At 43.9% G+C, this 22,940-nt stretch carries 22 protein-coding genes and 1 pseudogene; 12 read left to right on the top strand and 11 right to left on the bottom strand.

Features of this window, described 5'->3' with window-relative positions:
- Nucleotides 1-32: 32 nt before the first annotated feature.
- Entirely contained in the window at nt 33-215 is a 183-nt protein-coding gene (locus F6J90_RS19420; RefSeq protein WP_293096956.1) for a hypothetical protein, read from the bottom strand.
- 60 nt (nt 216-275) lie between these two features.
- On the opposite strand from F6J90_RS19420, the gene F6J90_RS19415 reads away from it, so the two are divergent.
- Entirely contained in the window at nt 276-1,628 is a 1,353-nt protein-coding gene (locus F6J90_RS19415) for a transposase (RefSeq protein ID WP_293096953.1), read from the top strand.
- An 88-nt stretch (nt 1,629-1,716) separates the two neighbouring features.
- Here the strand turns inward: F6J90_RS19415 and F6J90_RS19410 are convergent, their stop codons facing one another.
- The 3 genes from F6J90_RS19410 to F6J90_RS19400 form a co-directional block, all read right to left on the bottom strand.
- Nucleotides 1,717-2,337: a DUF948 domain-containing protein gene (locus tag F6J90_RS19410; RefSeq protein WP_293096951.1), complete on the bottom strand. Its 621-nt coding sequence runs from the start codon at nt 2,335-2,337 to the stop codon at nt 1,717-1,719.
- A 723-nt stretch (nt 2,338-3,060) separates the two neighbouring features.
- On the bottom strand, nt 3,061-3,426 hold the full coding sequence (locus tag F6J90_RS19405; protein WP_293096948.1) for a YtxH domain-containing protein: 366 nt from the start codon (nt 3,424-3,426) through the stop codon (nt 3,061-3,063).
- Between the two features lie 231 nt (nt 3,427-3,657).
- On the bottom strand, nt 3,658-4,008 hold the full coding sequence (locus tag F6J90_RS19400) for a hypothetical protein (protein WP_293096945.1): 351 nt from the start codon (nt 4,006-4,008) through the stop codon (nt 3,658-3,660).
- Between the two features lie 41 nt (nt 4,009-4,049).
- On the opposite strand from F6J90_RS19400, the gene F6J90_RS19395 reads away from it, so the two are divergent.
- Entirely contained in the window at nt 4,050-4,496 is a 447-nt protein-coding gene (locus F6J90_RS19395) for a YraN family protein (RefSeq protein WP_293096942.1), read from the top strand.
- Nucleotides 4,497-4,776: 280 nt separating this feature from the next.
- Here F6J90_RS19395 and F6J90_RS19390 read toward each other — a convergent pair whose 3' ends face one another.
- Nucleotides 4,777-5,040, bottom strand: coding sequence for a hypothetical protein (locus F6J90_RS19390; RefSeq protein WP_293096940.1), 264 nt, complete (start codon nt 5,038-5,040; stop codon nt 4,777-4,779).
- Between the two features lie 39 nt (nt 5,041-5,079).
- Here F6J90_RS19390 and F6J90_RS19385 point away from each other — a divergent pair, with 39 nt between their 5' ends.
- The 5 genes from F6J90_RS19385 to F6J90_RS19365 all read left to right on the top strand — a co-directional run bounded on the left by F6J90_RS19385 (nt 5,080) and on the right by F6J90_RS19365 (nt 8,902).
- Nucleotides 5,080-5,592 carry a hypothetical protein gene (locus tag F6J90_RS19385; RefSeq protein WP_293096937.1) on the top strand — a complete coding sequence of 171 codons (513 nt, stop codon included), beginning with the start codon at nt 5,080-5,082 and terminating at the stop codon, nt 5,590-5,592.
- Between the two features lie 100 nt (nt 5,593-5,692).
- Nucleotides 5,693-5,821 (top strand): hypothetical protein, encoded by a 129-nt coding sequence (locus F6J90_RS19380; RefSeq protein ID WP_293096935.1) that lies wholly within the window; start codon nt 5,693-5,695, stop codon nt 5,819-5,821.
- A 44-nt stretch (nt 5,822-5,865) separates the two neighbouring features.
- Complete coding sequence (locus F6J90_RS19375) at nt 5,866-6,915, top strand: Rieske 2Fe-2S domain-containing protein (RefSeq protein ID WP_293096932.1); 1,050 nt, start codon at nt 5,866-5,868, stop codon at nt 6,913-6,915.
- Nucleotides 6,912-7,685, top strand: coding sequence for a hypothetical protein (locus tag F6J90_RS19370; protein ID WP_293096929.1), 774 nt, complete (start codon nt 6,912-6,914; stop codon nt 7,683-7,685). The genes F6J90_RS19375 and F6J90_RS19370 overlap by 4 nt, the downstream gene beginning before the upstream one ends.
- Nucleotides 7,686-7,921: 236 nt before the next feature.
- Complete coding sequence (locus F6J90_RS19365; RefSeq protein ID WP_293096927.1) at nt 7,922-8,902, top strand: DMT family transporter; 981 nt, start codon at nt 7,922-7,924, stop codon at nt 8,900-8,902.
- Nucleotides 8,903-8,946: 44 nt separating this feature from the next.
- Here the strand turns inward: F6J90_RS19365 and F6J90_RS19360 are convergent, their stop codons facing one another.
- On the bottom strand, nt 8,947-9,156 hold the full coding sequence (locus tag F6J90_RS19360) for a hypothetical protein (protein ID WP_293096924.1): 210 nt from the start codon (nt 9,154-9,156) through the stop codon (nt 8,947-8,949).
- A 107-nt stretch (nt 9,157-9,263) separates the two neighbouring features.
- On the opposite strand from F6J90_RS19360, the gene F6J90_RS19355 reads away from it, so the two are divergent.
- The 4 genes from F6J90_RS19355 to F6J90_RS19340 all read left to right on the top strand — a co-directional run bounded on the left by F6J90_RS19355 (nt 9,264) and on the right by F6J90_RS19340 (nt 13,711).
- The gene (locus F6J90_RS19355; protein WP_293096922.1) at nt 9,264-10,301 is read left to right on the top strand and encodes a hypothetical protein; all 1,038 of its coding nucleotides are present in this window, start codon (nt 9,264-9,266) and stop codon (nt 10,299-10,301) included.
- Between the two features lie 71 nt (nt 10,302-10,372).
- Nucleotides 10,373-10,939 (top strand): GNAT family N-acetyltransferase, encoded by a 567-nt coding sequence (locus F6J90_RS19350; RefSeq protein WP_293096919.1) that lies wholly within the window; start codon nt 10,373-10,375, stop codon nt 10,937-10,939.
- Between the two features lie 492 nt (nt 10,940-11,431).
- A complete protein-coding gene (locus tag F6J90_RS19345; protein WP_293096916.1) occupies nt 11,432-12,187 on the top strand; it encodes a cysteine dioxygenase family protein in 756 nt (251 codons plus the stop codon).
- A gap of 321 nt (nt 12,188-12,508) precedes the next feature.
- On the top strand, nt 12,509-13,711 hold the full coding sequence (locus tag F6J90_RS19340; RefSeq protein ID WP_293096913.1) for a transposase: 1,203 nt from the start codon (nt 12,509-12,511) through the stop codon (nt 13,709-13,711).
- Between the two features lie 20 nt (nt 13,712-13,731).
- On the opposite strand, the gene F6J90_RS19335 is transcribed toward F6J90_RS19340, so the two are convergent.
- Both F6J90_RS19335 and F6J90_RS19330 read right to left on the bottom strand, forming a co-directional pair.
- The gene (locus F6J90_RS19335; protein ID WP_293096910.1) at nt 13,732-14,931 is read right to left on the bottom strand and encodes a homocysteine biosynthesis protein; all 1,200 of its coding nucleotides are present in this window, start codon (nt 14,929-14,931) and stop codon (nt 13,732-13,734) included.
- A gap of 141 nt (nt 14,932-15,072) precedes the next feature.
- On the bottom strand, nt 15,073-16,266 hold the full coding sequence (locus F6J90_RS19330; RefSeq protein WP_293096908.1) for an AI-2E family transporter: 1,194 nt from the start codon (nt 16,264-16,266) through the stop codon (nt 15,073-15,075).
- 232 nt (nt 16,267-16,498) lie between these two features.
- On the opposite strand from F6J90_RS19330, the gene F6J90_RS19325 reads away from it, so the two are divergent.
- Nucleotides 16,499-17,320: a hypothetical protein gene (locus F6J90_RS19325; protein WP_293096905.1), complete on the top strand. Its 822-nt coding sequence runs from the start codon at nt 16,499-16,501 to the stop codon at nt 17,318-17,320.
- Nucleotides 17,321-17,561: 241 nt separating this feature from the next.
- On the opposite strand, the gene F6J90_RS19320 is transcribed toward F6J90_RS19325, so the two are convergent.
- From F6J90_RS19320 to F6J90_RS19310, 3 genes and pseudogenes are all read right to left on the bottom strand, one after another.
- Nucleotides 17,562-19,073, bottom strand: a complete 1,512-nt coding sequence (locus F6J90_RS19320) for a reverse transcriptase domain-containing protein (protein WP_293091886.1) — start codon at nt 19,071-19,073, stop codon at nt 17,562-17,564.
- Nucleotides 19,074-19,628: 555 nt separating this feature from the next.
- Nucleotides 19,629-20,853 (bottom strand): annotated as a pseudogene (locus F6J90_RS19315) (transposase).
- 665 nt (nt 20,854-21,518) lie between these two features.
- Nucleotides 21,519-22,931 carry an aspartate aminotransferase family protein gene (locus F6J90_RS19310; protein WP_293096902.1) on the bottom strand — a complete coding sequence of 471 codons (1,413 nt, stop codon included), beginning with the start codon at nt 22,929-22,931 and terminating at the stop codon, nt 21,519-21,521.
- Nucleotides 22,932-22,940 lie beyond the last annotated feature (9 nt).

The following is a 22,940-nucleotide window of genomic DNA, read 5'->3' as shown; positions in this document are numbered from 1 at the left end:
CCATCCTTCTTAAGGTGGGGATGAATTTCCTCTCAATTAGGCAGAGTCCCAGTCCTTCCTAAGAACTCTAAGTATTCAGAGAGACTTAATCCAGAACAAGCTGCTAGGCGCTTCAATCCCTGCCAGCCAGCCTCAGTGGCTTTGATGCTGTAACTTTTCTTGGCTTCTTCGTGCAATCTGGGTCTTCCTACTTTTCTTTTGATTTTTTCAGGCATTTACTTGACAAGCTAATTTCAGGGGTCTATAATTAGATTAGCACTGAAAGGGTCGAACAAATGCAACTGGGATATTCTTATAAACTCAAACCAAGTCAACGACAACAAGCCGTAATGAATCGGTGGTTAGACATGCTGAGAGCACAATATAATTACCTACTTAGAGACAGAAATGATTCTTACGATCAAGCAAAGGCTCCCAGGTTAGGTAATTATTGCGACTTTAAAAGTGGGGGAGAAGCGTGTCCGTTGACCTGTTCAGTAAGTAAGAATCACTCTGTGGGCTACCCTTGGAAGAAAAGCCAAAAAAATCCAAGACGAAATGCTTACGAAGCTCAAAGTTCCAATCTTCCTATACTTAAGAAAGAAAGACCCTGGTACAAATCGATTCATTCAACTGTCTTGCAACAGACTCTAAGACAGTTAGATGTTGCATTTGCCAAATTCTTCAAGGGAGAGACAGGTTATCCGAAGCCAAAAAGAAGGTCACGGTTTAGGAGCTTTAAGTATGCTCCTGGTCAGGTAAAGCTTAATGGAAACAAGATATACCTTCCAGGAATTGGATGGATTGGTTTTCACAACTCCCGCCCTATTCCTGATGGGTTTGCCTTAAAGTCCGTTACTGTTCGTAGAAAAGCTCGTGGGTGGTTTGCCAGCCTTCAGATCGAAGACAAATCGGTTCCACCTGCTCCAGTAAAAAATAACACCGAAATTGACCCTCTGAAAGTGTGCGGGTGCGACCTAGGCATCAATAAATTAGTAAGTCTCTCTAATGGAAAAACAATAGCTAATCCAGCCAAACAAAAAGCTTTTAGGAGAAGGGAAAGGCGCTTAAAATTAAGGCAAAAAACTGCTAGCAGAAAGAGGAAGGGGTCTAGTAACAGAAAAAAGTCTTATTCTAAAGTTGCTTCTCTTCATGAGCGGATAACAAATAACCGTAGTGCCTACCATTGGGATGTAGCAAATCAATTAGTTGATGGGGCAGATGCTTTAGTATTTGAAGATCTCAATATTAAAGGAATGAAGTCTCGGTGCAAGCCTAAACCCAATGAGAAGGGTGGTTATGACCGCAATGGGCAGTCGGCAAAAAGAGGTTTAAATAGATCGATATCTAACGCAGCTTGGGGAGAACTAGTCAAAAAGGTAGAAGTTGTGGCTGCAAAGTCAGGCATACCAGTAGTAAAAATAAATCCCAAGTACACATCTCAAAAATGCCCAAAATGCCATCACATCAGCAAAAGTAACAGAAAGAAAGAAAAATTTGTTTGTACTGAATGTGGATATCATGATGATGCTGATGTGAATGGGGCAGTAAACATAAAACTAAGGGGTCTCAAAAAACTGGGAATTGACCCCACTCAGCTACCTCCGGTGCGGGGGAAAGTCACGCCCACGGAGATAACAGTCTCTTAGAGATTGTGCCTGGGAATCCCCATCCCTCTCAAGGGTGGGGAGGTTCAATCTGTATAATCTTTAGGTTCGAGTCTTGGTATTGCCTTCGTTAAAAAGAATTATCATCGATGGAATTATCATGGATGTCGTAATCAGAGGTTTCACGAGTCCCGTCATTGACCTCTTTATGGTTATAGTTACTATCTCCGAGCCTTGGCTGATTAACGTCTGATGAGCGTTGATCAGTCTCAGGAATTTCTAGAGCTTTTCTGTGAATAGGTGCGCTTTCCGTGATGGCGAGCAATCCCTCGCCATCACGGGTCGCACCTGATGATGGTAGGGAATCGATTGACCTTGATTTTGGTGAAGTACCCCTCCAAGTTTTCCAGGCAGCTTTGACACCCTTAACCACATTACGAGTATTCTCTTTGACTTTTTGGGCTTGGTTTTTAGCACTGCTAATACTGTGGTCAACCTGTTGAACCACATGACCAGCACTTTTTACTCCTTGATTAAGATCATCTGTCAAGTCGCTGATTTCCAAGCCTGTCAGCCTAATGGCTTCTAGGGTTGGTGGTAATTCCCGATTTAGGGTATCAGCTAATTTTTCCACACTACGAGCTGCCCGCGCTAACTCTTGTACAGCAGGCAATAACGTTACCAAAACAGCGGTTAAACTAACTGCTACGAGCAGAAAGGACAGCCCGAGCCAAAATAGAGGATCAATCACAAAAAATCCTAGGATGTTGGGAAGCCCCGTCTATGGGGGAGAGGGGTGATGACCGTTGATTTATTATACAGGTTAACCTGTGCTATGATTCAGTAACTGGCAATGGAAAATCGGAGTTTACGACTTTTTTGATCAAGCCCTCGCCTGCAGTAATTAAGCTTAAGTCAACTTAACTGACTAGGCATTAGGTGCCCTTGACCTTGGCGAATTAAATTCGCCAGGGGTCGCACCTCTTGAAGTGTTGAAAAAACACCCTTGAAAAAACAGCATTAAGCTCGCCCAAACTTTCAAAGCTAATTTATCAAGTAAATATTAATAGATCAAATACCTTGACAGATATGGATTTAAGGTAACAGGGGGCAAACTAGGCCGAATTACTGAAAGCCTTGAACCGCAATGTTTATAGCTCCGTTTACAAATCAGCTCTCATCAATTTTATGCTATCAGTTTTCGTGACATTTTACAACGTATTTGACAACGTTTAGTGATATTATTGACTAATACTTGCAGCATAGGATAAATTTTTCCATTTCCGATCTTCGCGAGTCGGCTAACCCACACAAAAACAGGGCGTTGCACTTGTAGGGGGATAATTTATGGAGAAGGGGAAGAAGCGGAAGAAGCGGAAGAAGGGGAAGTAAGAAAAAACCCATGACATCTGGCCAATCGGCAACACCAAAACAAGAAGTAGACCTTCTTACCCCCCGTCCGGGTACCCTAAAGCTAATGTTGATTAGCGGACGAGTTGGACTCTGCGGCAACTTCCGACTCGGACTTTATTGGCTCTACGCTTTCAGCCACAGAAGCTTTTTCAGCCACAGAAGCCTCAAGACCTGCTGCGATCGCTACCTTTAGTCGAGCTAGGGTATCATCCCAGTTACGCAGTGTCGAATCGGAAAGGCGATCTGCCTGTAGTTGTACACTGCTAGAAAGATCTTCGGCTAATTCGGGTAAGGCATCTGCCGATTTTTTCAATAGCTTGCGCGTATCGCGACCAGTACGGGGGGCAATTAGCAACCCTACCACTGTTCCTACGGCACTACCCAATAGCATGCCACCGATAAATACTCCAGCACTTTTTTTTGACATCTTTTGATTTGTGTTCCTCCAACAGTTTTAGATAAATGGGATGGATAAAACTTTTATACTAAATGGTTTTGATTTATTATCCTACAAGTAGCTTGATAATTGATCAGTAGTTAGTAGGGTAGGAGTGTGGCGTTTCTCACGGGAGGTACGGTGAGGGTGATCTCAGTTGCCCCTAAGGATTGGTGAGGGCTATGGTGGGAATACAACAACCCGATACTAGTCACAAGCAGATCAATCGTGCGATCGCTCTTGAGGAAGTAAGCTGTTCTTGCTGGTCGGTTTATTACTAAAGCGCCACCTAAATCCTCCAATTTTTTGAAGCATACCCAACAGTAGAAAAATTTGCTTGAGTGTGTGTAGCTGAACCTGTAATTGTTGATACTCCTCTCTCAAACCATGAATACCTACTTGTCCAAGAACAATTGCCTTGGGAGCACTATATAACTTTTTAGAGATACCGCGTTCAACCCTTTCCAACTGATTAGCGATAGATGAAAGCCACTGTCCCAATCGCCACACTTGGCAAGCAGCGTATAGACACAACAGGGAGAGCACAACATTGATAACGATTACAACTATCATAATCAAGATACCAGTGATACAATTGACTTTACAATCATAAGATGGCTAAGGTTGGGCAATTAGGAGAGAAGTTAGTCGCTAGGTGGTTACAAACCCAAGGCTGGGTGATCCTAAACCATAACTGGCGCTGTCGATGGGGAGAGATTGACCTAATTGCCAAAGGAAACCCGATGCCATTGGCTTTTGTCGAGGTTAAAACTCGCAGTCGAGGGAATTGGGATGCCGATGGTCGAAGAGCGATTACACCACAAAAGCAAGCTAAACTCCGGCGTACAGCTGAGTTGTTTCTGTCAGAACATCCAGATTTAGCTAATTTACCCTGCCGATTTGATGTTGCTCTTGTCCGTTGCCAGAGCCTGAGCCAACCTTTACAGTCTACAACCACAGATCAAGAGATCGAAAGTCAGATCGTTGAGCTAGCTCAACCGGTATTGGTGGCAGGATATAAGCTGATTCTACAACACTACATGCAGTCAGCTTTTGATTAGCTACTCGGCTTGGGTGTTGGGTTTGGCTGCTAGCTCATGTTTTTAATCGTCAAGATTGCCTTTTGGCTTGCTTTTGCCTGATTTTTTCGGGACAAGCTTCTTGGTATAGTGAGCGCCCTTTATCTCAACAAACCTAGCCTTGAGAGGTCTGTCGTCTCTCCAGGTGGGAGTGTCAAAAACATACGATTTTTTCAGGCAGACAGATTCTCCGGTATTACCTAATCTTAAAGAAGAAACAGATACCCATTGTCATAGCTTGGTATAAACTGAATCATATCCATCACTCCTCAAGAGTATAAAAATGGAAAGCCTCACCATTGCTATGGTCGAGTGGATCATAAAACTGTTCCGCGTTTACCTGGTCGCTGGTTTGATTTTTGCGGTTCCTTTCGTCATCTTTGGGGTGCAACGGGTTGATCCCAATGTCCATGGATGGGCGATCGGCTTTCGCATTATGATCATTCCCGGTGTGACTGCCTTCTGGCCGATGTTTGCCACTCGCCTGTTGAGAGGCAAAACTCTTCCGACTGAACGCAATGCTCACCGTATATCGGCTAAACGACTGACCTGAAAGGGAAATGCCATGATTCTCGCTCGCCGTAAAACTCACTTTTACTCCTTTGTGGTACTAGCAGTTGTCCTACCAGTGTGCTTCTTGGCAGGGATTTTACTGCGTCCTAGTTACGAACCAGTGGATGTAGCTACCAATAAATTATTTACACAGGCAGGCTTCGTGACACCAACCCAACCCAGAAAGGCAATTGGCTCAACTAAACTTAACGATGGAACATTTCGGTTTCATGTTGAAACCTTTGTCAATTACCAAGGCAAACTGGTCATGGAACTGAAGTCTCTTTCTTTGCTCCAAGTTCCTGACCCCTTGCTGTATTGGGAAGCTACTAAGGAAGCCCCCACAGAAATTAGCGATCGCTCTATACTGCTAGGCAATCTGGCAGGGTTATCTCGTAAACAATTTTTGCTTCCTCCCAGTGTGCGAGGCAAAGCGGGACATTTGCTGATCTACAGCCAGGGCCAACAAAAGCTGATTGCAGCTCTACCATTGCCAGCCAAAATGACTAGAATTTATCGTTATTAGTGCTTAGTAAATAAACGAAGGTTTACTGATAGTTAATAATAACTAATAACTAATGACTAATGACTAATGACTAATGAGCAATATAGCGGTTTTTAGCCTAATGAGGTACACAAAACTTTTTACCTCTTTCCTCTTCCGACTTTACTGCTCCCTGCTCCCTGCTCCCTGCTCCCTGCTCCCTGCTCCCTGCTCCCTGCTCTCTAAAAGCCAAAAACTTGTACCTTACTAGCTTAAAAACCGCTATAGCAATAGCAATTAACCTTTAGGAAAACAATGAGTGTTGCCTATAAAGCTGTTCTGTGGAACCGCCAGAAGTTTATTTACGATGCTATCCTTCTGAGCCTAGTTGTCCTTTATATTGTACTTTTCATCAATGTTACCCAGTGGTTCGATAGCAACATCGACATCAGGGGAGTCAGGATTCGCGCCTTTGGCTCAGCTGCTTTCATCCTGCTGCATGTGATTTTATCCATTGGTCCGCTAACTCGCCTGAGTCCAAAATTCTATCCCCTCCTCTACAATCGGCGTCATATGGGGGTTACGATGTTCTTCTTAGCTCTCCAGCACACCCGCCTTGGCCTGCAATGGTACCACGACTTCGGCAATCTCGAACCTCTGGTTAGTCTGTTTGTGAGCAATACTAACTATTTTACCTTTATTCGCTTTCCCTTCCAGGTTTTGGGATTTGTTCCCCTGGTGATCTTGTTCCTAATGGCAGCCACTAGCCACGATTTCTGGCTGGCTAACCTAACGGCTCCGGTTTGGAAAGGTTTACATATGAGTGTTTATCTTGCCTACGGACTACTGACAGGTCATGTCCTGCTCGGAGCACTGCAAACTAACAAGCATCCAGTTCTGACCCTTGCTGTTGGTGTTGGACTAGTGTGGATTGTGGGAGTGCATTTGGCAGCAGGGATTCGGGAGTTCGGGCGGGACAATCAGGACCTTGTTACAGGAAACGAAGAATTTGTGGATGCGGGCAGCATCGCAGAAATCCCGGAAAAGCGAGCTAAGATAGTCACTCTCGGGGGCGAGCGGGTAGCAATTTTTAAGTATGACGGTAAGATTTCTGCTGTTTCCAACGTTTGTCAGCATCAGAATGGCCCTCTAGGGGAGGGAAAAATTGTGGATGGCTGCATCACCTGTCCATGGCACGGCTACCAGTATCTGCCAGAAAATGGTGCTTCCCCCCCACCCTTTACAGAAAAAATCCCTACGTTTGATATTAAATTAGAGGGCGATCGCATTTTGGTGAAAACTATACCGAACCTTCCTGGGACGAGCGTCAGCCCTGCTGTAATCGCCATGGAGGAACAGACATGACTACCAACAGCGAAGGTCAAAACACCGATGAATTTTATATCGGTTATGGTAAGGTGCCGACCGCTATCAAACGGTTTCTGTTGATATTGATTCCCGTCCTAGCCCTGGTGATTCTGATTCTAGGGGCTGTCTTCCCCTTAATTCATGACCAGTTTAATTCTGGAAAGGTCAATAAGGCTCAAGAGTTTGAAGGGTTGCTGTTAGGACAACCTGTTCCTCACTTGCTGGTACCCCGTCCAGGGGATACCTCCTCCCAAGCCCCCTACTCTCGCTACTTGCTCACGGGTCCGGGAAAAACCTCACCCAAGTCCAGCGTTTTGGATCAAGTGGGAAAGTGGGTCAAGCTAACCGGTAGTCCAGTTTATCGCAACAACCTTACGGTGATAGCAGCTCGCTCTGCAGAGGCAATTGACCCTCCTTCGGGAGCAGTGAAACCGGATGCGGGTAAATCTCTGGGTGAGTTCTCCCTCTTAGGAGAGATTGTAGACAGTAAATGCTACCCGGGGGTGATGAAACCAGGACAAACTAAAACCCATCGCTCCTGTGCTATTCGCTGCATCAGTGGTGGTGTTCCTCCGGTGTTCTTCGTGTACAATCAGCAGGGGGATAATCTTTATCTGCTCCTAGTAGATCGGCAAAACCAGGCGGTTAACTCCCGGATTTTGGATAAGGTAGCTGACCCTATCCGCATCACTGGGGAAGTAGTTCAATATGGGGATATGTTTGTCCTCAAAGCTGACCCGGAAAGTTATGAGCTGGTGACTCAGTAAAGCTGGGGATGATGGGCAATCGATGGGTAACGGAATTACCCACACTCTTCCGATTCCCCACGCTTGTAGAGGATTTGACAAATGATCTGATATATGTATTAACAGAAAAGGATAGATTTAGGTATTCCTATCCCCCCCCTTTTACGTGTTACCTAGTCATTGATTTACCCATTCCTCGGATTACTGGACTAATGCTTTACTAGGAAAGAATACACCACTCTTCCTCAATAACGGAAATGATTGCCAATAGTATCAATAACCTTAATCCCAAATTGCTGCTAGTTGTCTCCCGAGCCCTGGCAGCATTGCGACCCTCGGTGATTGCTTTCCTAATTGCAAACGCTAGTATGCTCAGTGGCGGGAAGGAAACACCAATATCGTTTTGTAACGTTCTGTTTGTTGGCAATCTCTGTGCGTCTTTGGCAGTGGTGGCTTTTTTTGGAGCGATTCCTATTCTAAATGAACTCCGAAAGTTGAATGTAAAGCTGCTTCTGGGACTGTTTATTAATGGTTGTTTAGCAGCCTTACTGTCTGCACTGATTTTCCTGGGGCTACAACACACTACTGTCACCAATGCGGTCTTATTGGGGCGATTTGGACCGGTACTCTATGCTCTGGCAGGAGCAATTTTCTTTGGCAAGCGTATTCTGAAATGGGAATGGATTGGCTTTTCTATGATTGGCGTCGGTATTGTTGCTATTGTTTTCACAAGCAGTAATTATCAAATCAATCAGGGAGACCTTTTAATCCTGGGATCAACCTTTTTGTATGCAGTCACGTCGATTATCGGCAAGTTGACCCTTTCTAAACACAATAGTTTGTCGGTAATTGTCTTCAGCCGTAACTTTATATCAGCTGTAATATTTTTCGCGATCGCTAGTTATTTATTTGGTCCGTCTCATTTTGGAGATGTCTTTTCAGGTCAGCTTTGGATGGTGATGAGTATCTATGCGCTAATTATCATCGTGATTACCCAATTTCTCTGGTACGCTGCCCTCGAAAAGTTAGACTCCAAGACGGTGGGTAAGTGGACTGTATTATCTCCCGTATTTGGTGTGATTTATGCGCTAATTCTCAATGGAGAACGCCCTTCGCTGATGCAAGTAATAGCATTTATTGTGATCATGATTGGAGTGTCGATAACTAACTTTAGTAAACAACAGCCCCAACCAACACAGGAAATTGCAGCTAGAGGGGAAAGTTCTGCCTCTATGTAAGTAGATAGCAGTTCTAAATTCAGTGAGGTAGTTACTAGGAGTTGTTAGGGAGTAGGGAGTAGGGAGTAGGGAGTAGGGAGTAGGGAGTAGGGAGTAGGGAGTAGGGAGTAGGGAGTAGGGAGTAGGGAGTAGGGAGTAGGGAGTAGGGAGCGGTGCGACCCGTGATGGCGAGCAATCCCTTGACCGTAGGTCACGCGGGGCGCGTTCGCCATCACGGAAAGCGCACCGTAGGGACAAAAATTTTTGTACCTCATCAGTATGATAATTTAAATAAAATGATTATAAAAGAATTAGCAATCGGTATAGTTTAATCAACTTGTAATTTAATGAAAGTAAGAAGTAATATAAGAAGTAATGTAATATGAAATTACTTTCCATTTGCAATCCTTCTCGATACTCTAGTCCGTTACTGGACATACCCATCTTTTACCAACGGCTAGCCCTCGACGAACGATTTGAATTCTTCCACATCCCTACGGAGGGCGTCTTCACCCAAGGAGCAAATACTGAATTGATTCAGGTAGCTCCGGTGAAGGAAATACTACCTTACACTACCTTTCTCGAATTAGATTCACAAGTCCGGGATTGGCGATCGCTAGAGGAGTTTGACTTGGTATTTTGTCGCACTTTAAAGCCTTTTCCTGAAGGATATCTAGATAGACTACGATTGTGGGAACCTTTTGTAAAATTTGTCAACAGTCCTACGGGAATTCATGAGCAAATTCAGCAAGAATTTCTGCTAAAGGTTGCTAGCAAATTTACACCATACATGGTAGTAACTGGTAACTGGATGGAAGCATTGACTTTTTTTGAAAAGCACCAAGTTATTGTGGCTAAGCGATATAATAGTTGTGGTGGTAGAGGAGTTTTTAAAATTTGGTATCATAATGGTCATTTTTTAGTGGATAATCCCTTTGCAGGTACCAGGGAGTTTACTCACTTTTCGGAGGTGATGAATTATCTAAAAGGTTCCAAAAGCAAACCACTACAATTTGTGCAATACTTGCAGCGAGTTGATGCGGGAGATAAGCGGATTGTTGTGGTAGATGGGGAAATTTACGGTGCCTATATCCGCCGCTCGAAAAGTGGTCATTGGGTCCATAATGTCAGCGTAGATGGAGAATGTTTCTTATCAGATATCAGCTCTGAAGAAAAAGAAGCAATTGACGCCACCGTTGAACACTATCGCTGTCGGGGTATACATACCTTGGGATATGACTTTTTGATGAATGATGAGGGTAACTGGTGCATTAGCGAAATCAATGGAGGAAATATTGGTGGCTTTGCTAGATTAGAACTGTTAACCAACCAATCGATAATGGAGCGATTGTTCACCTGGATGATTGAGTTTTATCGAAAGCCGAGAAAAAAGCTATCGTTGTGTTTGGTTGAGGATTAGGAGTTTTTAGTTCTCTAAATTATACTTGAGAGAGAGCAAATAATTACGGGCAAAAAAATAAGTGCAGAAAAATGTCAACTAAACAAGAGAATTTCTGTGCAGATTTATCAGAGCATCCCAACATTCTGGTAAGGCAATATAAAGATACTGATTTCCAAGCAATTGCATCTATCTATAACGAGTCTATCGCTGCAGGGAACAGTACGATGGATTGCCAATTTTATACTGCTGAGGACATGGAAGGACTCGCGAATAAGTTTGGCGATCGCGAAACCATACTGGTTGCAGAACGAGAAAGCTGTATTATTGGGTGGGGTGTCATCAAGCGCTATAGCCCTCGCTTAGGCTACCGTGTTTGCTGCGAGATTTCGATTTATTTTTCTTTAGGGGAAACTGGTAAGGGTTACGGCAGTATTTTACAAACAGCATTGCTCAAGAAAGTTGAGGAGTTTTGCTATCATCATGTCGTTGCTAAAATTTTGGCCTGCAATCAAGGGAGTATTGAATTTCACAAGCGATTTGGATTTGAGGTTGTAGGTGTTCAAAAAGAAATTGGGTTTTTCAAGGGACGCTGGCACGACATGGTTATTATGCAGCTTGTTTTGTCCCATATCCTACCTTACCGTCCTGAATTATAGCACTCTGTGTCGGAGTTTTGAAGATGGAAAGATGGGAAGATGGGAAGATGGGAAGGAGGTCGAAGAGGGGTAGGGATTTCTTTCGCGTTTCAATCGGGCTTGCTATAGCTTGAAGAAATCTTTGGTTATATGAGGAATAATGATCATGTGTCCTGAATCAAAAGAAGCTGAGATAGTTCTCAGTCTTTTTAAGACGATAGTGAGTAATTTATCAGCTTTATCTCAGCCTAGAGCTTTAAGGTTTATACAGTAAAGTCAACTAGTGAGGAATTATTAGTTAGGTAAATCTAGGGATGAGGGATTAAGTATTAGGGATTAGGCTTTGAATAGTAAACTCTAACACCATTACCCTAACACCATTCTCCCACCTAGTAATACTATCAATTTCGGTTAATCCATTCGTAGGATGGTTAATCCGATTTTGTTAATTTTCAATTTTTAAGTCTCCATTTTCAGAGAATCAAGTTTTTTAAAAAATTAGAGGATGGCAAAATGATTCAGATTATTCAGGCAAACTCGAGTTCTGTATCCGACAAAAGTCTTCCCGAGAGTATCCAGCGCTTAATTAGCAATATCCAAAGTCAGTCGCTATTGGTACCGAAAATTGCTCGTCTGTGCATTTTGGATGCACGCATCTCACCGGAAGATTTGATGGGATGGGCTGACTTTGATCATCCCATCACCGACAGCTACGGTCGAAAGCTACTGTACGAGTGCGATTCCTTTGAAATTATGGTGATGTCTTGGGCTCCAGGAGACTACAGCACGATTCATGACCATGGCACAGCCCAATGGGGAGCAGTACAGTGCTTTGGCGAGGCGGAACACTACGTGTATACCTTAACAGATGGAGTGCTGCAAACCCTGAAGCGGCTGGACTATAGCTCTGGAGAGGTAAAGGCGGTAGCTGACGATATGATTCACCAGATGGGCAACCCCGGAGAATCCTGCTTTTTGAGCCTTCATGTATACGGGTGCGAAAACTCCAAGGGCTCCATCACTAGCAATGCACGAATATTTGACCTGCTTGAAGGCAGTATTCAACGAACTGATGGAGGGGTGTTCTTCTGCTTGCCAGAGACACAAATTAAAGAGCGGCACTACGGCTTACAAGCAGACGCTGACACCATGCTCAGGCACCACGAAAAAATGCGCGATCGCATTTGTCGAATCCTTGCAGTAGAGGACAATCCTCTACTCCGCTCAAAATTAGCTGTGTTAGATGAGCAAATTTCACAGCTTAAGTAAGCTAAAGATAATTGGTAATTATTACTTTTCAATTTTCAGTTTTCAATTTTAAAATGACCAATGACCGAAAACCCTGAGGGCGCAAGCCCCTGGATTCTAATTCTATCCATGGGGTTAGCCTTTTAAAGTTACCGTAAGAATAGTGGAGCCTTAATCAATAAGTTTTTTACCCTTTTCTGCATAGCCTGCCAACTATAAAGGCTCCACTATTCTAAGGTTTCGTCTTTTGAGGGAATTTATTCCCTAACTGTCCGGGACTTTGGCCCTGAAATATCGACTATAATAGTAAGTAAAGCCAACGAACTAAGGAGGTGGTTTTAAGTGTTGGTTATGGAGTTCAAGGCTGTCCTAAAAGAGCCTCAAAAGTTGGCAATAAATGAAGCCATTAGAACGGCTCGTTTTATCCGTAACAAGGTACTTCGGTACTGGATGGACAATCGTGGAAAAGGAAAGAAAGAACTCTATCGATACAACACTCAATTAAGGGAAGAGTTTGAATTTGTTAAAGACCTCAATAGTCATGCTTGTCAAGCCTCTGTAGAGAACGTAGAGCGGGCTATCAAGCGTTTTTTTGATAACTGCAAGAAAAAGGTACCTGGAAAGAAAGGTTACCCTCGTTTCAAGAAGTATTCTCGATCGGTTGAATATAAGCAGTCTGGTTGGAAATTATCTCCAGACAAAAAATCAATCAAGTTTACAGATAAAAAAGGGATCGGAATAGTTAAACTCAAAGGGACTTGGGATTTATGGCGACAGGATATAAAGCTTATTAAGCGGGTTCGGATAATCAAAAGAGCTGATGGGTATTACGTTCAATTCTGTGTCAAAACAGACAATAATGAGCAACTAGAGGCTACTGGCTACACTATTGGTCTGGATGTAGGATTGAAAGAGTTTTATACTGATTCTGAAGGCTACTTTGAGCCAAATCCCAGGTTTTACAGGACTGGGGAAAAGCGTTTAAAATTTTATCAGCGTCGGGTATCTCGGAAAAAGAAAGGCTCAACTAACCGAAAGAAGGCAATTAATAGGCTAGGTAGACATCACTTAAAGATAAGTAGGCAGCGTGAAGAACATGCCAAGAGACTGGCACGTTGCGTAATTCGGTCTAACGACCTGATCGCCTATGAAGACTTAGCGGTGAAAAACCTAGTTAAGAATCATTGTCTAGCCAAGTCTATTAATGATGCAGGTTGGTATCAATTCCGGAGGTGGCTGGAATATTTTGGACAAAAGTTTGGCAGAATAACTGTTGCAGTCAATCCTGCCTATACAAGCCAAAATTGTTATATTTGTGGCGAAATAGTCAAAAAATCCTTATCGACTCGCACCCATGTTTGTAAATGTGGATGTCAGTTAGACCGCGACCACAATGCTGCCAAAAATATCTTAACTAGAGCCTTGAGTACGGTGGGGCACACCGGAACTTTATTTAACGCTTGGGGAGAGGATACCTCTACTCTTTCTGGTTCCGGCCTGGAAGAGCAAGTAACCTCGTTGAACCAAGAATCCCCTGCCTTCTAGTCATGGGGAGTGTCAATAAATCAATCCAAACTAATTTGAGAACCCCATAGATCTTGAGGTAGAAATGAGCGGTCCATCGGAATTGGTGCTACTGGTTCAGTTAGGGTAAATTTGCCACTCTCAATCCATTGCTTTAATTCCATAGCAACTTGCCGGGAGAGGAAAATACTAGCAAGAGGAGCTACACGCACTAATTTACCATCAATAGTGATTCGACCAGACTTCAGCTGAGCGTAGCTGACTAACCCAAAGGTTGGACGCACCCGTCTAGGAATGGCAAAATCTACCACTGGTGCAACAATGTCTTGATCTTGTACAGCACAACGTTGCACTACTTCTTCATTCAGTACTGGCATTGGTACGCCCACACCCAGCATCAGAGAGGGGCCATAATTTTTAAAGTAACAACCCCGCACCCATTTCGGGTTCATTTGCTTGGCATCTCCAATTAAAGCTAGAGTTGCTGCTGGTCCTATGGGTGTTTGATTGGGAAGGCGTTTTTGCAGTGGGAAGTGTTGGGTCCCTTCCCAAGCAATATAGCCAATACCTCCACCCATAAAAATCCGCGTGCCAATACCCACTAGCTTGAGTTGGGGATCATTGATTAGGGGTGAGATTGCTCCTGGGTTAGAGTAAACCGCATTGGAGAGTTTGGGCTGCAACAAACCCAGATAAGTATACAAGGGGCGATCGCCTCCATTCACCCCTACAATGAAGTTTTGATACAGATTGCGAGGATTGAATAAATAAAACTGATTAATCCTATCCTTAGTAATCGTAGTCTCAAAGGAGCCTCTAGGATAACAATCTGTCACTTGTCCGAGGGCTTGCAGGTGGACGGGTTTCCCAGCAATCAGGTCTTCAATGACATGACCACCACCCCTTTCCCTATGTTCTTCGGTATCTGGAATCTCACGGTTATCTGGGTAGTCAACAACTTGGGTTGCTCCCAAAAACAAATCCACTGCTCCGAAGCCAGTGTAAGCTGGAACTCCATCTAACCAACATTTGCGTATTTTCACGGGTGGGTCAGTATGTCCCAAATTCATGATTGCTCCGGAAGACTCCATCTGCTCAAAGGTACCGGTAGTAATGATGTCTACTTCTTTCGCCGCCTGAGTGACACCGATGTCTGCCACCCGTGCTTTTAATTCTTCCACTGTCCACACTACGGCACAGTTACCCTCGATTTTGTCATTAATTTGAGCAATGGTTCGCATAGGGATTGGGAATGGGGAGAAAGGTTTTCCAAAATATCACTTGCCAGTGGTATCTTAGCTCACCTCAGTCAGCTGAGCGTGATCATAGGCAGTTGTTAAAATCCATAGCTTGCGTTTTAACGGCTGAAGGCTGATGAAGGTTTACTCTTCCTCCTTATCTATCTGATCTGATTTGTCGGATTTGAGGTGATTGTCTGATTCAGTCCTATCCTGGGAATCCTTTGATGTAGTTGGGCTGGCTAATTCAGGATTTGGTGATGCGATCGCAACGGTTTCTGTCGCTGTCTCGGTATCTCTGATTGATATCGGACTAGTTTTCCATTGATCGAGGATATCTTTAATTAAAACTTCTTTTAGCCAAACCTGACCCACTACGGTTAATGGTAAAGCTAACAGTAAACCTAAAAAACCAAAGAATGTCGCGAAAAATACCTGAGCTAAAAGGGTTACTGCTGGTAGCAGGGATACCTGTTGCTTCATCACCAGGGGAGTCAGCAAATTACTTTCCACCTGCTGAATAATGATGTAGAGAATTAAAACAGCGATCGCTTTCCAGGGTGCATCTAGTAGAGCGATCGCAATCGGTGGGACTACACTCAATCCAGGACCAATATTGGGGATAAATGTCAAGATACCTGCCAAAGCCGCCTGTGCCAGTGCCAGTTTCACTTGTAGGATGACCAAACCCACAAAACTTAAGCCAGAAATGGCAGCAATGTTAACGAGAATGCCTACTAACCACCCCCGTAAAGAGTGATCACATAGAGTCAAAATTTCATCAACTCGACGGCGATAGAAAGACGGGAAAAGTCGTATAAAGCTTTGACGATAAGCCTTGGGGTCAGCCAATAGCATGATAGTCAAAACTAATACCAGCAAAACTTGGGCTACGACAGCCAAAGAGTTAAAGGCAATGGAGAATCCACCACCCAATAACTGATTAAGTAACGGTTGTAGCTGTTGAATTAGCTGATCTAATTGGATCTCGGGGAAAGTAATCAGATCTGGAGGAATATCCGCTGACAACACCTCCAACCACTCACCTAATTTTTCTATACCCCTAGGAACCTGATCAATCAGCTCTAGCACTTGCTCTGCGAAGGGTGGCACAATTAGCCAGTAAAACCCTACCGTGAGGGCAAGCATTAGAAGAATTGACAGCAAGACAGCAAAAAGCCGTTTGATGCCAACCCGGCGGAATTTTTCCACCAAGATATTTAAGGCATTGGCAAGTACCACAGCAGTAAATATCAGCAGCAGTACTTGACGGATTTGCCACAGGATGTATAACGAAAGGATAAAGGCAAGTAGACCAATCCATGTGCCTAGACTCATGGTAAAACCTCGCAGTGGCTCTAGCAGTCCCAGACCTAATTTTAGTTCTATGGGGCTCAAAAACCTGATCTTACCCTAATGCTACAGATTTTAGGTTTGAAAATTTTAGGTTCTAAAACAGACAGGATGCGATTAGCCCGAAGGGCTACGCTACGCGAACGCTCCGGGATCAGAAGATGGGGGTGATGGGGTGATGGGGTGACAAGCAGCTTTAAAGGTCGGGTGGGTATAGGTGGGGTATCCTGCCCATAATTTTGATCAATTAGCGATCGCTTGCGTTCATGATCCCATAGTTCATGATCACCTTGGGAAACATAACTATGCTCTTTTGAGTCTAATTAATCGCTTATACTCATCCTCAAGGAAGATATATTTAATGTTTATTTCCCATCGTTGGCAGTCCAGAATCGCTCTACTCACCGCATTGGGGATCACTTCAACTGTGGCGTTACCAATGTTGATAGCGACTCAAGCTACTGCCCAGTCTAGATTCTACATCGAGCCACAGTTGGCTCAATTTACCCAAGTCATCATTCCTGCTGGGACTTTGATACCAGTTGAATCCGACGACGCCAAGAGAGTTATTGTCACTCGTAATGAAACTCTACCGATAACGGTGATAGTAGCTAGAGATGTAGTCTCCTTTTCAGGAACCCTCCTAATTCCAGCAGGTAGTGAGATTGAAGGTGAAGTGCGTCCAGTTCAAGGAGGTTCTCAGTTTGTCGCCGAAGAGTTGATTCTCAGGGATAGTGATCAATCCTTGTCCCTTGATGCCACCTCCGAGGTTGTCACCAAAACTGAAACTATTACCAAAAACACTGATCCCGATTTGCTCAAAGGTGCTGCTATTGGTGCAGCTGCTGGAGCTGTACTCTCTGAAATCTTTGGTAAGCTTGAGTTTTGGGAAGTTTTAGCTGGTGCTGGACTCGGTTTGGTTACAGAGCTTCTCCTTGCAGGAGGTCAGGAAGACGTAGAAGTAGTTGTCATCGACCCTGACACAGATTTAGATATAACCTTGAAGTCTGATTTAGTCCTTAACCTTGACAATCGCTAATTTTAAGGATGAAGGATGAACCCTTCACGCTTCACCCTTGACTTGATAATTAATAATTCATCCTACCCGACGTTGACACTCCCCGGTCATTAGACGCGGGGATTCTTGGTTCATAGAGCCAACTTGCTCAACCAAACCGGAGTCAGGAAGAGTAGAGGTCGATTGTTAGAGTCGATGTCCCCTATTAAGGGGAGCACCTCTCCTTCAGAACCGTGCGTGAAGCTTTCGCCTCACACGGCTCCTAGATATCCTCTCCTTTCGGAGTGCTCCAATGTATCTGTTGATGACAGCTTTGGTGGACTGCTAATAAATTCTTAGGTTTCCAATTGTCGTGGTTTCCATCTATGTGATGAAGGTGTACAGATTCGTCTTCTAAGAATTTCAACCCACAGAATCCACAGGATTGTTTCTGCTTTTTCAAGGCTTCTGAGGTAGCATCAGAGTATAATCGTGAGTTTCGATTACTCCAATAGACTAGGTCACCGTCGTAAGGTGACTTAGTCCCCCTTACATTTACATGCTGGTTTTGTTTGTAACCTACCTTCGGGAATCCCTTTTTGCATAGCTCATCAGCTCTATACCGACTTACTTTCTTTTCCTTTCGGAACTTTCGGTGGGCAGTGTTGTTGATGAACCATAAGGAGTCCCGGGAACTGCTCATATCGCAGTTCTTGTGGTAATTTCTCCAGCCTCGCACGATAGGGGCTAGCTTTTGGGCTTTTACTTCAGCACCAAAATTCGAGCTGTTGACTACGGCTTTAATCTTCTTTCGTATATTTCGGTGGTTTTCCACTGAGGGAATTGACCGAAATTTTCCGTTTTTCTGGACGCGGAAATTCCACCCCAGGAAGTCAAATCCGTCTGTCGTTTTAGTTAGCTTGGTCTTTTCTTCACTGATTTCCATCCCACGCTCTGCCAAAAAGACTTTGATTTTATTCAGTATCTTTTCAGCGTTGTCATTTGGTTTTAGAATTATCACCATATCATCTGCGTACCGCAGACTGGGGTGAATTTCTTCTATTCCGTTAAGTGCGATATTGGCTAGTAAGGGACTCACGACTCCTCCCTGAGGGGTGCCCTGCTCCGGAAATTCTGGGTTTATTCCGGCTTTTAGACATCGGAATATTCCCACTTTTATCTTTGCCGGGGCAATCACTTTGTCCATTATGGAGGAGTGTGATATACGGTCGAAACACTTTTTAATGTCTAGTTCGATAATCCTTTTTGTTATGCCTTTAGCATCCGATTTCAGATGTAGTTGGAGGCGTTTCTGCACATCTTGTGCGCATCTGCCTGTTCTGAAACCATAACTGTGGGCACTGAACGTGGCCTCATGGGCTGGTTCTAGGGCATATTTAATTAGACATTGCCAGGCTCGGTCAGCGATGGTTGGTATTTTCAACATTCTTACTTTCCCATTCTTTTTAGGGATAGGGATTTCACGAAGTCGGTTATGTCTCCAGTCAGAGGCACAATCGTTCAATGTTTCTACCAACTTGACACGCTGTCTGTAGGAGAGGCTTGACAAGCCATCTACTCCAGCCGTCTTTTTCCCTTTATTTAGTTGTGTCACTTGACGGACTGCCAAAAGCTGTGCTGAACGGGATTTCAGAATCAGTTTTTGTAGAGACCGCGCTTTCTTCAAGTCACCATCTCGAACCGCTTTATACACTCGTTTTTGTAGGCGGAAAAGGTTTTGGCGGAGTTTCTTCCACTTCTGACTTTTCCAGAGGTCGCTATATCTGTTTGACATGCGTCTACCCATACTCTCCTAGAATTTGTGTACTCTGGATACCCGTGCCCAGTTTACGAGCACATCCTACCCGACAGTGGGGATTAGATTTGGCATAACTTACCGAGGATTCGACCATTCCTCAGACCCATAATTGCTGTCGTTTTTACTCGTTCCATTGATCAGATTGTTATGACGATTTAGGGCAGTCCAATTTGCCTATCCTCTTCTCGGAGTTTACAGCTATCGTGGAAAGAACGCTGTGAGAATGAAAGGATGACGTCCGCACCATGTGGTTCCCAGATTGCGGCTTACTCTTTAGACACTTTTTAAGGACTTTCGTTAATCTACCCGTGTCGTCTTCCCATTAGCGGTAGGGAGCCTATCTGCTTTAGCCCTAATTCCGCCCTGGTGCCAGCGTCACTCTGCAAGATGCCGCTTGCTCGGTGTGGCCAGATAGGGTGTCACTTGTCTCCTCAAGGGGTGGGTTTTCACCACCATCCGATAAATAGTTAGGATTTCGGGAACAATTCCCGCGAATCCCCTAAGTCATACCCCTCCAATCACTGGAGGCTCCTACTTAGAACGAGCCGCACCTCCACAAGAGTTCGGATCTATGATCCAGGTTCCGGTGTGCCCCACCGTACCCAAGGCTCTTTTTAGTATGTTTATTGCGGCGTTGTGGTCTCTGTCCAATTCACACCCACATTTACAGACGTGAGTCCTAGTAGATAGTGACTTTTTAACTACCTTGCCGCACTCGGAGCAGTTCTGGCTTGTATAGGCAGGATTTACCGCAACGGTGACTCTACCAAACTTCTCACCAAAATGCTCTAACCATTTTCTAAATTGATACCAACCTGCATCGTTAATAGATTTAGCTAGACAGTGGTTTTTAACCAAGTTTTTAATCCTTAAATCTTGCCTTACGGCACGCTGCGCGAACGTAAGCGACCAGGTCGTTAGACCGGACTACGCAACGTGCCAGTCTCTTGGCATGTTCTATGCGCTACGCGCAGGCTACGCCAACACGCTGCCTACTTATTTTAAGGTGCTGTCTACCTAATCTGTTAACGGCTTTCCTACGGTTATATGAGCCTTTCTTTTTCCGGGAAACCCGGCGTTGATAAAACTTTAATCGTTTTTCTCCAGACCTATAAAAACGAGGATTTGGTTCTGTACTTCCTCTAGAATCGGTGTAGAAATCTTTTAGTCCTACATCTAATCCTATAGTGGCATCGGCGGGGTCTAATTGTTCTTTTACATCGACAGAGACGCAAAATTGAACGTAGTAACCATCCGCCCTCTTGACAATACGGACTCGCTTAATTTGCTTCTTGTCGAAGCGCCACAAGTCCCAAGTACCTTTGAGCTTCAGCTTTCCGATTCCCTTCTTATCACTGAAGGTGATTGACTTTTTATCAGGAGAAAGCTTCCATCCTGATTGTTTATACTCAACCGTTCGCGCAGCGTCGGCTTTGCCGAATCTACAGTGCTTCTGGAAACGGGGATAGCCTTTCTTCCCAGGTACTTTTTTCTTGCAGTTCTCAAAGAAACGAGAAATTGATGACCATGCCCTTTCAGCCGCAGCTTGTCGAGCAGTAGAGTTTAGTTCATTAGCAAAAGAGAATTCTTTAGCCAGTATTTTTGAGTACTTGCTAAGGTCGTATTTGCCTGTTCCTTTATTATCCATCCATAAACGAATACAGCTATTACGGATAAACTTAACCGTCCGAATCGCTTCGTCTATTGCTTGATATTGAAGGGGTTTACCGTATGCCTTAAACTCTATTATGTTCACCAGAAATCGACATCTTATGTTATATCATTACTCTAACATACTCAGCATAATCTTTTAAATCAAAATCAAATCTTTTTCACGGCGGCTAAAGACCGCTGCGACCCTTCATCCCGGAGACGAAACCTTAGAATAGTGCAGCCTTACAACAAGATCTGTCACTTTTGATGCATAGCCTACCAACTTGCTTTGGCTGCACTATTCTTACGGTAACTTCTGACCCGCTCTAAAGAGACGGGGCGGGTATCGGGGATTTTTGGTAAAGCTATCAGGGGAACATCGTTAGTCTTTAATCTTACCCTACACCGAATTGCCTTGGCCGAACATATTCGATAATTCATCCTTAACCAAAAATTACTGTTACCTTAATATTTATCTATTATTATCTATTACTATTAACTAGTTAGCCACCAGGTCGTCAGGATAGCTAAGCTGATGGGTCTTTATCCCCGCCTTATCTGGAGTACTATCTTGGTATTCAGTAGTTTAGTAACACGGATTCCAATGTTTGTTTAGACTAATGTTTGTTTAGACAAAACAGAAGCATGAGATAAGATATTTTATCTTTACCATTCTCTAGCTGATTTTTACACCTTTACAATTGAAATGCTGGCGTTCGCTTATAGATTCGTCAGATTTTTTTTGTTTTTATGGCTCTTCCGTACCTCCTATAATAAACTATCGCCAATTTTGATAAAGTTAGCAAAAAAGCTATCTAGATCTGCTTCGTTAATGTCTGGATTGGTGAGAATCAAGCGAATTAGAATCTGTTCTTGATAGTGAGCGTAATTGACTAATGCTTGACCGGAGCGCATTAATTGATCACGTATCTCTAGATTCAGCTGATCTAAACCATGATTAGACAGACTGTTATTCCTGGGATTATAGCGGAAACAGATATTCAAAAATGTTGGTTTAACTATCAATTCTAAATTCTCACAATTGCGAATATAATCCGCCGCGTAGCTGGCGAGTTCAAACAAGCGGTCAACCCGTGCTTCATAACCATTTTTGCCGTAGTATTTCCAGGCTAGCCACAGCTTAAGGGCATCTACTTTCCGCCCACACTGCAAGGACATAGTTCCCAGATTATAGGCACTATCTTCATCATCGTGGAAGATATAGTGGGTACCTTGACTAGAACAAGCCTCCAATAAAGTCCCTGGTTGTTTAACCAGAATAGCTGAACAAATCAAGGGCACCCCCATGAGTTTGTGAGCATCCCAAGTAAAAGAATCTGCTAAGGAGCTACCTTGCAACAGGTGCTTGTGCTGGTTGCTGAACAAAACCGGAGCACCCCAAGACCCATCCACATGTAGCCAGAGTCCATATTTGCTGGTAATTTCTGCAATTGAGGGCAACGGATCGAATGCACCGGCAACGGTAGTGCCCGCAGTAGCTGTAACAAAGAAAGGTGTTTTTCCTTCACTTAGGCTTTGTTGAATAGCAGCTTCTAATTGTTGCGGGCACATGCGCTGATCGCCATCGGATTTGACTTTGACTACATTGTCTATGCCCATGCCCAACAAATTTGCGGCTTTGAAAAAGGAATAGTGAGCCTGATCGGAGATGAATGCTACTAGCTGGTGATTTCCCAATCCCTTGTTTTTGGCTTCGGGTAGGAGTTTGTGTCGCGCACAAAGCATGGCGATCAGATTAGCATTACTCCCTCCTGTCACCATCAACCCCTCACCTTGAGGAAAACCGATCAAGTCGTTGAGAGCCTCAATCAATTTAATCTCGATCAGGGTAGCTACTGGAGCAACTTCATAGGTATACATAGAAGTATTAGCAGTACTAGTTACCATTTCTGCTAATAATCCAGTTATCTCAAATCCACCCCAAAGCTGGTTGAAAAACTTGTGGCTACTAGTCCGCACGCTGTGGTCGAGGTACGATTCAATAATCGGAATTAAATCCGCTAAGGGAACTCCGTTTTCCGGTAAGCTTAAATCGAGTTTTTCCTTAAGGGTTTGAGGGCTTTTGTAATCTATTACCTTGGTGTCGGTATTTTGATTTTCCTGCAAATAGTTAAGGAGTTTATCAACAGTTAAGTTGATGGTTTTTTCAAACTCGATCATAATTTAATA

This window comes from Moorena sp. SIOASIH, assembly GCF_010671925.1.
Classification (GTDB): domain Bacteria; phylum Cyanobacteriota; class Cyanobacteriia; order Cyanobacteriales; family Coleofasciculaceae; genus Moorena.
This window is presented reverse-complemented; position numbering and strand designations above follow the sequence as displayed.

Excerpts from the sequence above, each read along its gene's own strand:
- F6J90_RS19420 (WP_293096956.1), bottom strand. The coding sequence starts at position 215 with ATGCCTGAAAAAATCAAAAGAAAAGTAGGAAGACCCAGATTGCACGAA.
- F6J90_RS19415 (WP_293096953.1), top strand. The coding sequence starts at position 276 with ATGCAACTGGGATATTCTTATAAACTCAAACCAAGTCAACGACAACAA.
- F6J90_RS19405 (WP_293096948.1), bottom strand. The coding sequence starts at position 3,426 with ATGTCAAAAAAAAGTGCTGGAGTATTTATCGGTGGCATGCTATTGGGT.
- F6J90_RS19400 (WP_293096945.1), bottom strand. The coding sequence starts at position 4,008 with ATGATAGTTGTAATCGTTATCAATGTTGTGCTCTCCCTGTTGTGTCTA.
- F6J90_RS19395 (WP_293096942.1), top strand. The coding sequence starts at position 4,050 with ATGGCTAAGGTTGGGCAATTAGGAGAGAAGTTAGTCGCTAGGTGGTTA.
- F6J90_RS19385 (WP_293096937.1), top strand. The coding sequence starts at position 5,080 with ATGATTCTCGCTCGCCGTAAAACTCACTTTTACTCCTTTGTGGTACTA.
- F6J90_RS19380 (WP_293096935.1), top strand. The coding sequence starts at position 5,693 with ATGAGGTACACAAAACTTTTTACCTCTTTCCTCTTCCGACTTTACTGC.
- F6J90_RS19375 (WP_293096932.1), top strand. The coding sequence starts at position 5,866 with ATGAGTGTTGCCTATAAAGCTGTTCTGTGGAACCGCCAGAAGTTTATT.
- F6J90_RS19370 (WP_293096929.1), top strand. The coding sequence starts at position 6,912 with ATGACTACCAACAGCGAAGGTCAAAACACCGATGAATTTTATATCGGT.
- F6J90_RS19365 (WP_293096927.1), top strand. The coding sequence starts at position 7,922 with ATGATTGCCAATAGTATCAATAACCTTAATCCCAAATTGCTGCTAGTT.
- F6J90_RS19360 (WP_293096924.1), bottom strand. The coding sequence starts at position 9,156 with ATGAGGTACAAAAATTTTTGTCCCTACGGTGCGCTTTCCGTGATGGCG.
- F6J90_RS19355 (WP_293096922.1), top strand. The coding sequence starts at position 9,264 with ATGAAATTACTTTCCATTTGCAATCCTTCTCGATACTCTAGTCCGTTA.
- F6J90_RS19350 (WP_293096919.1), top strand. The coding sequence starts at position 10,373 with ATGTCAACTAAACAAGAGAATTTCTGTGCAGATTTATCAGAGCATCCC.
- F6J90_RS19345 (WP_293096916.1), top strand. The coding sequence starts at position 11,432 with ATGATTCAGATTATTCAGGCAAACTCGAGTTCTGTATCCGACAAAAGT.
- F6J90_RS19335 (WP_293096910.1), bottom strand. The coding sequence starts at position 14,931 with ATGCGAACCATTGCTCAAATTAATGACAAAATCGAGGGTAACTGTGCC.
- F6J90_RS19330 (WP_293096908.1), bottom strand. The coding sequence starts at position 16,266 with ATGAGTCTAGGCACATGGATTGGTCTACTTGCCTTTATCCTTTCGTTA.
- F6J90_RS19320 (WP_293091886.1), bottom strand. The coding sequence starts at position 19,073 with ATGTCAAACAGATATAGCGACCTCTGGAAAAGTCAGAAGTGGAAGAAA.
- F6J90_RS19310 (WP_293096902.1), bottom strand. The coding sequence starts at position 22,931 with ATGATCGAGTTTGAAAAAACCATCAACTTAACTGTTGATAAACTCCTT.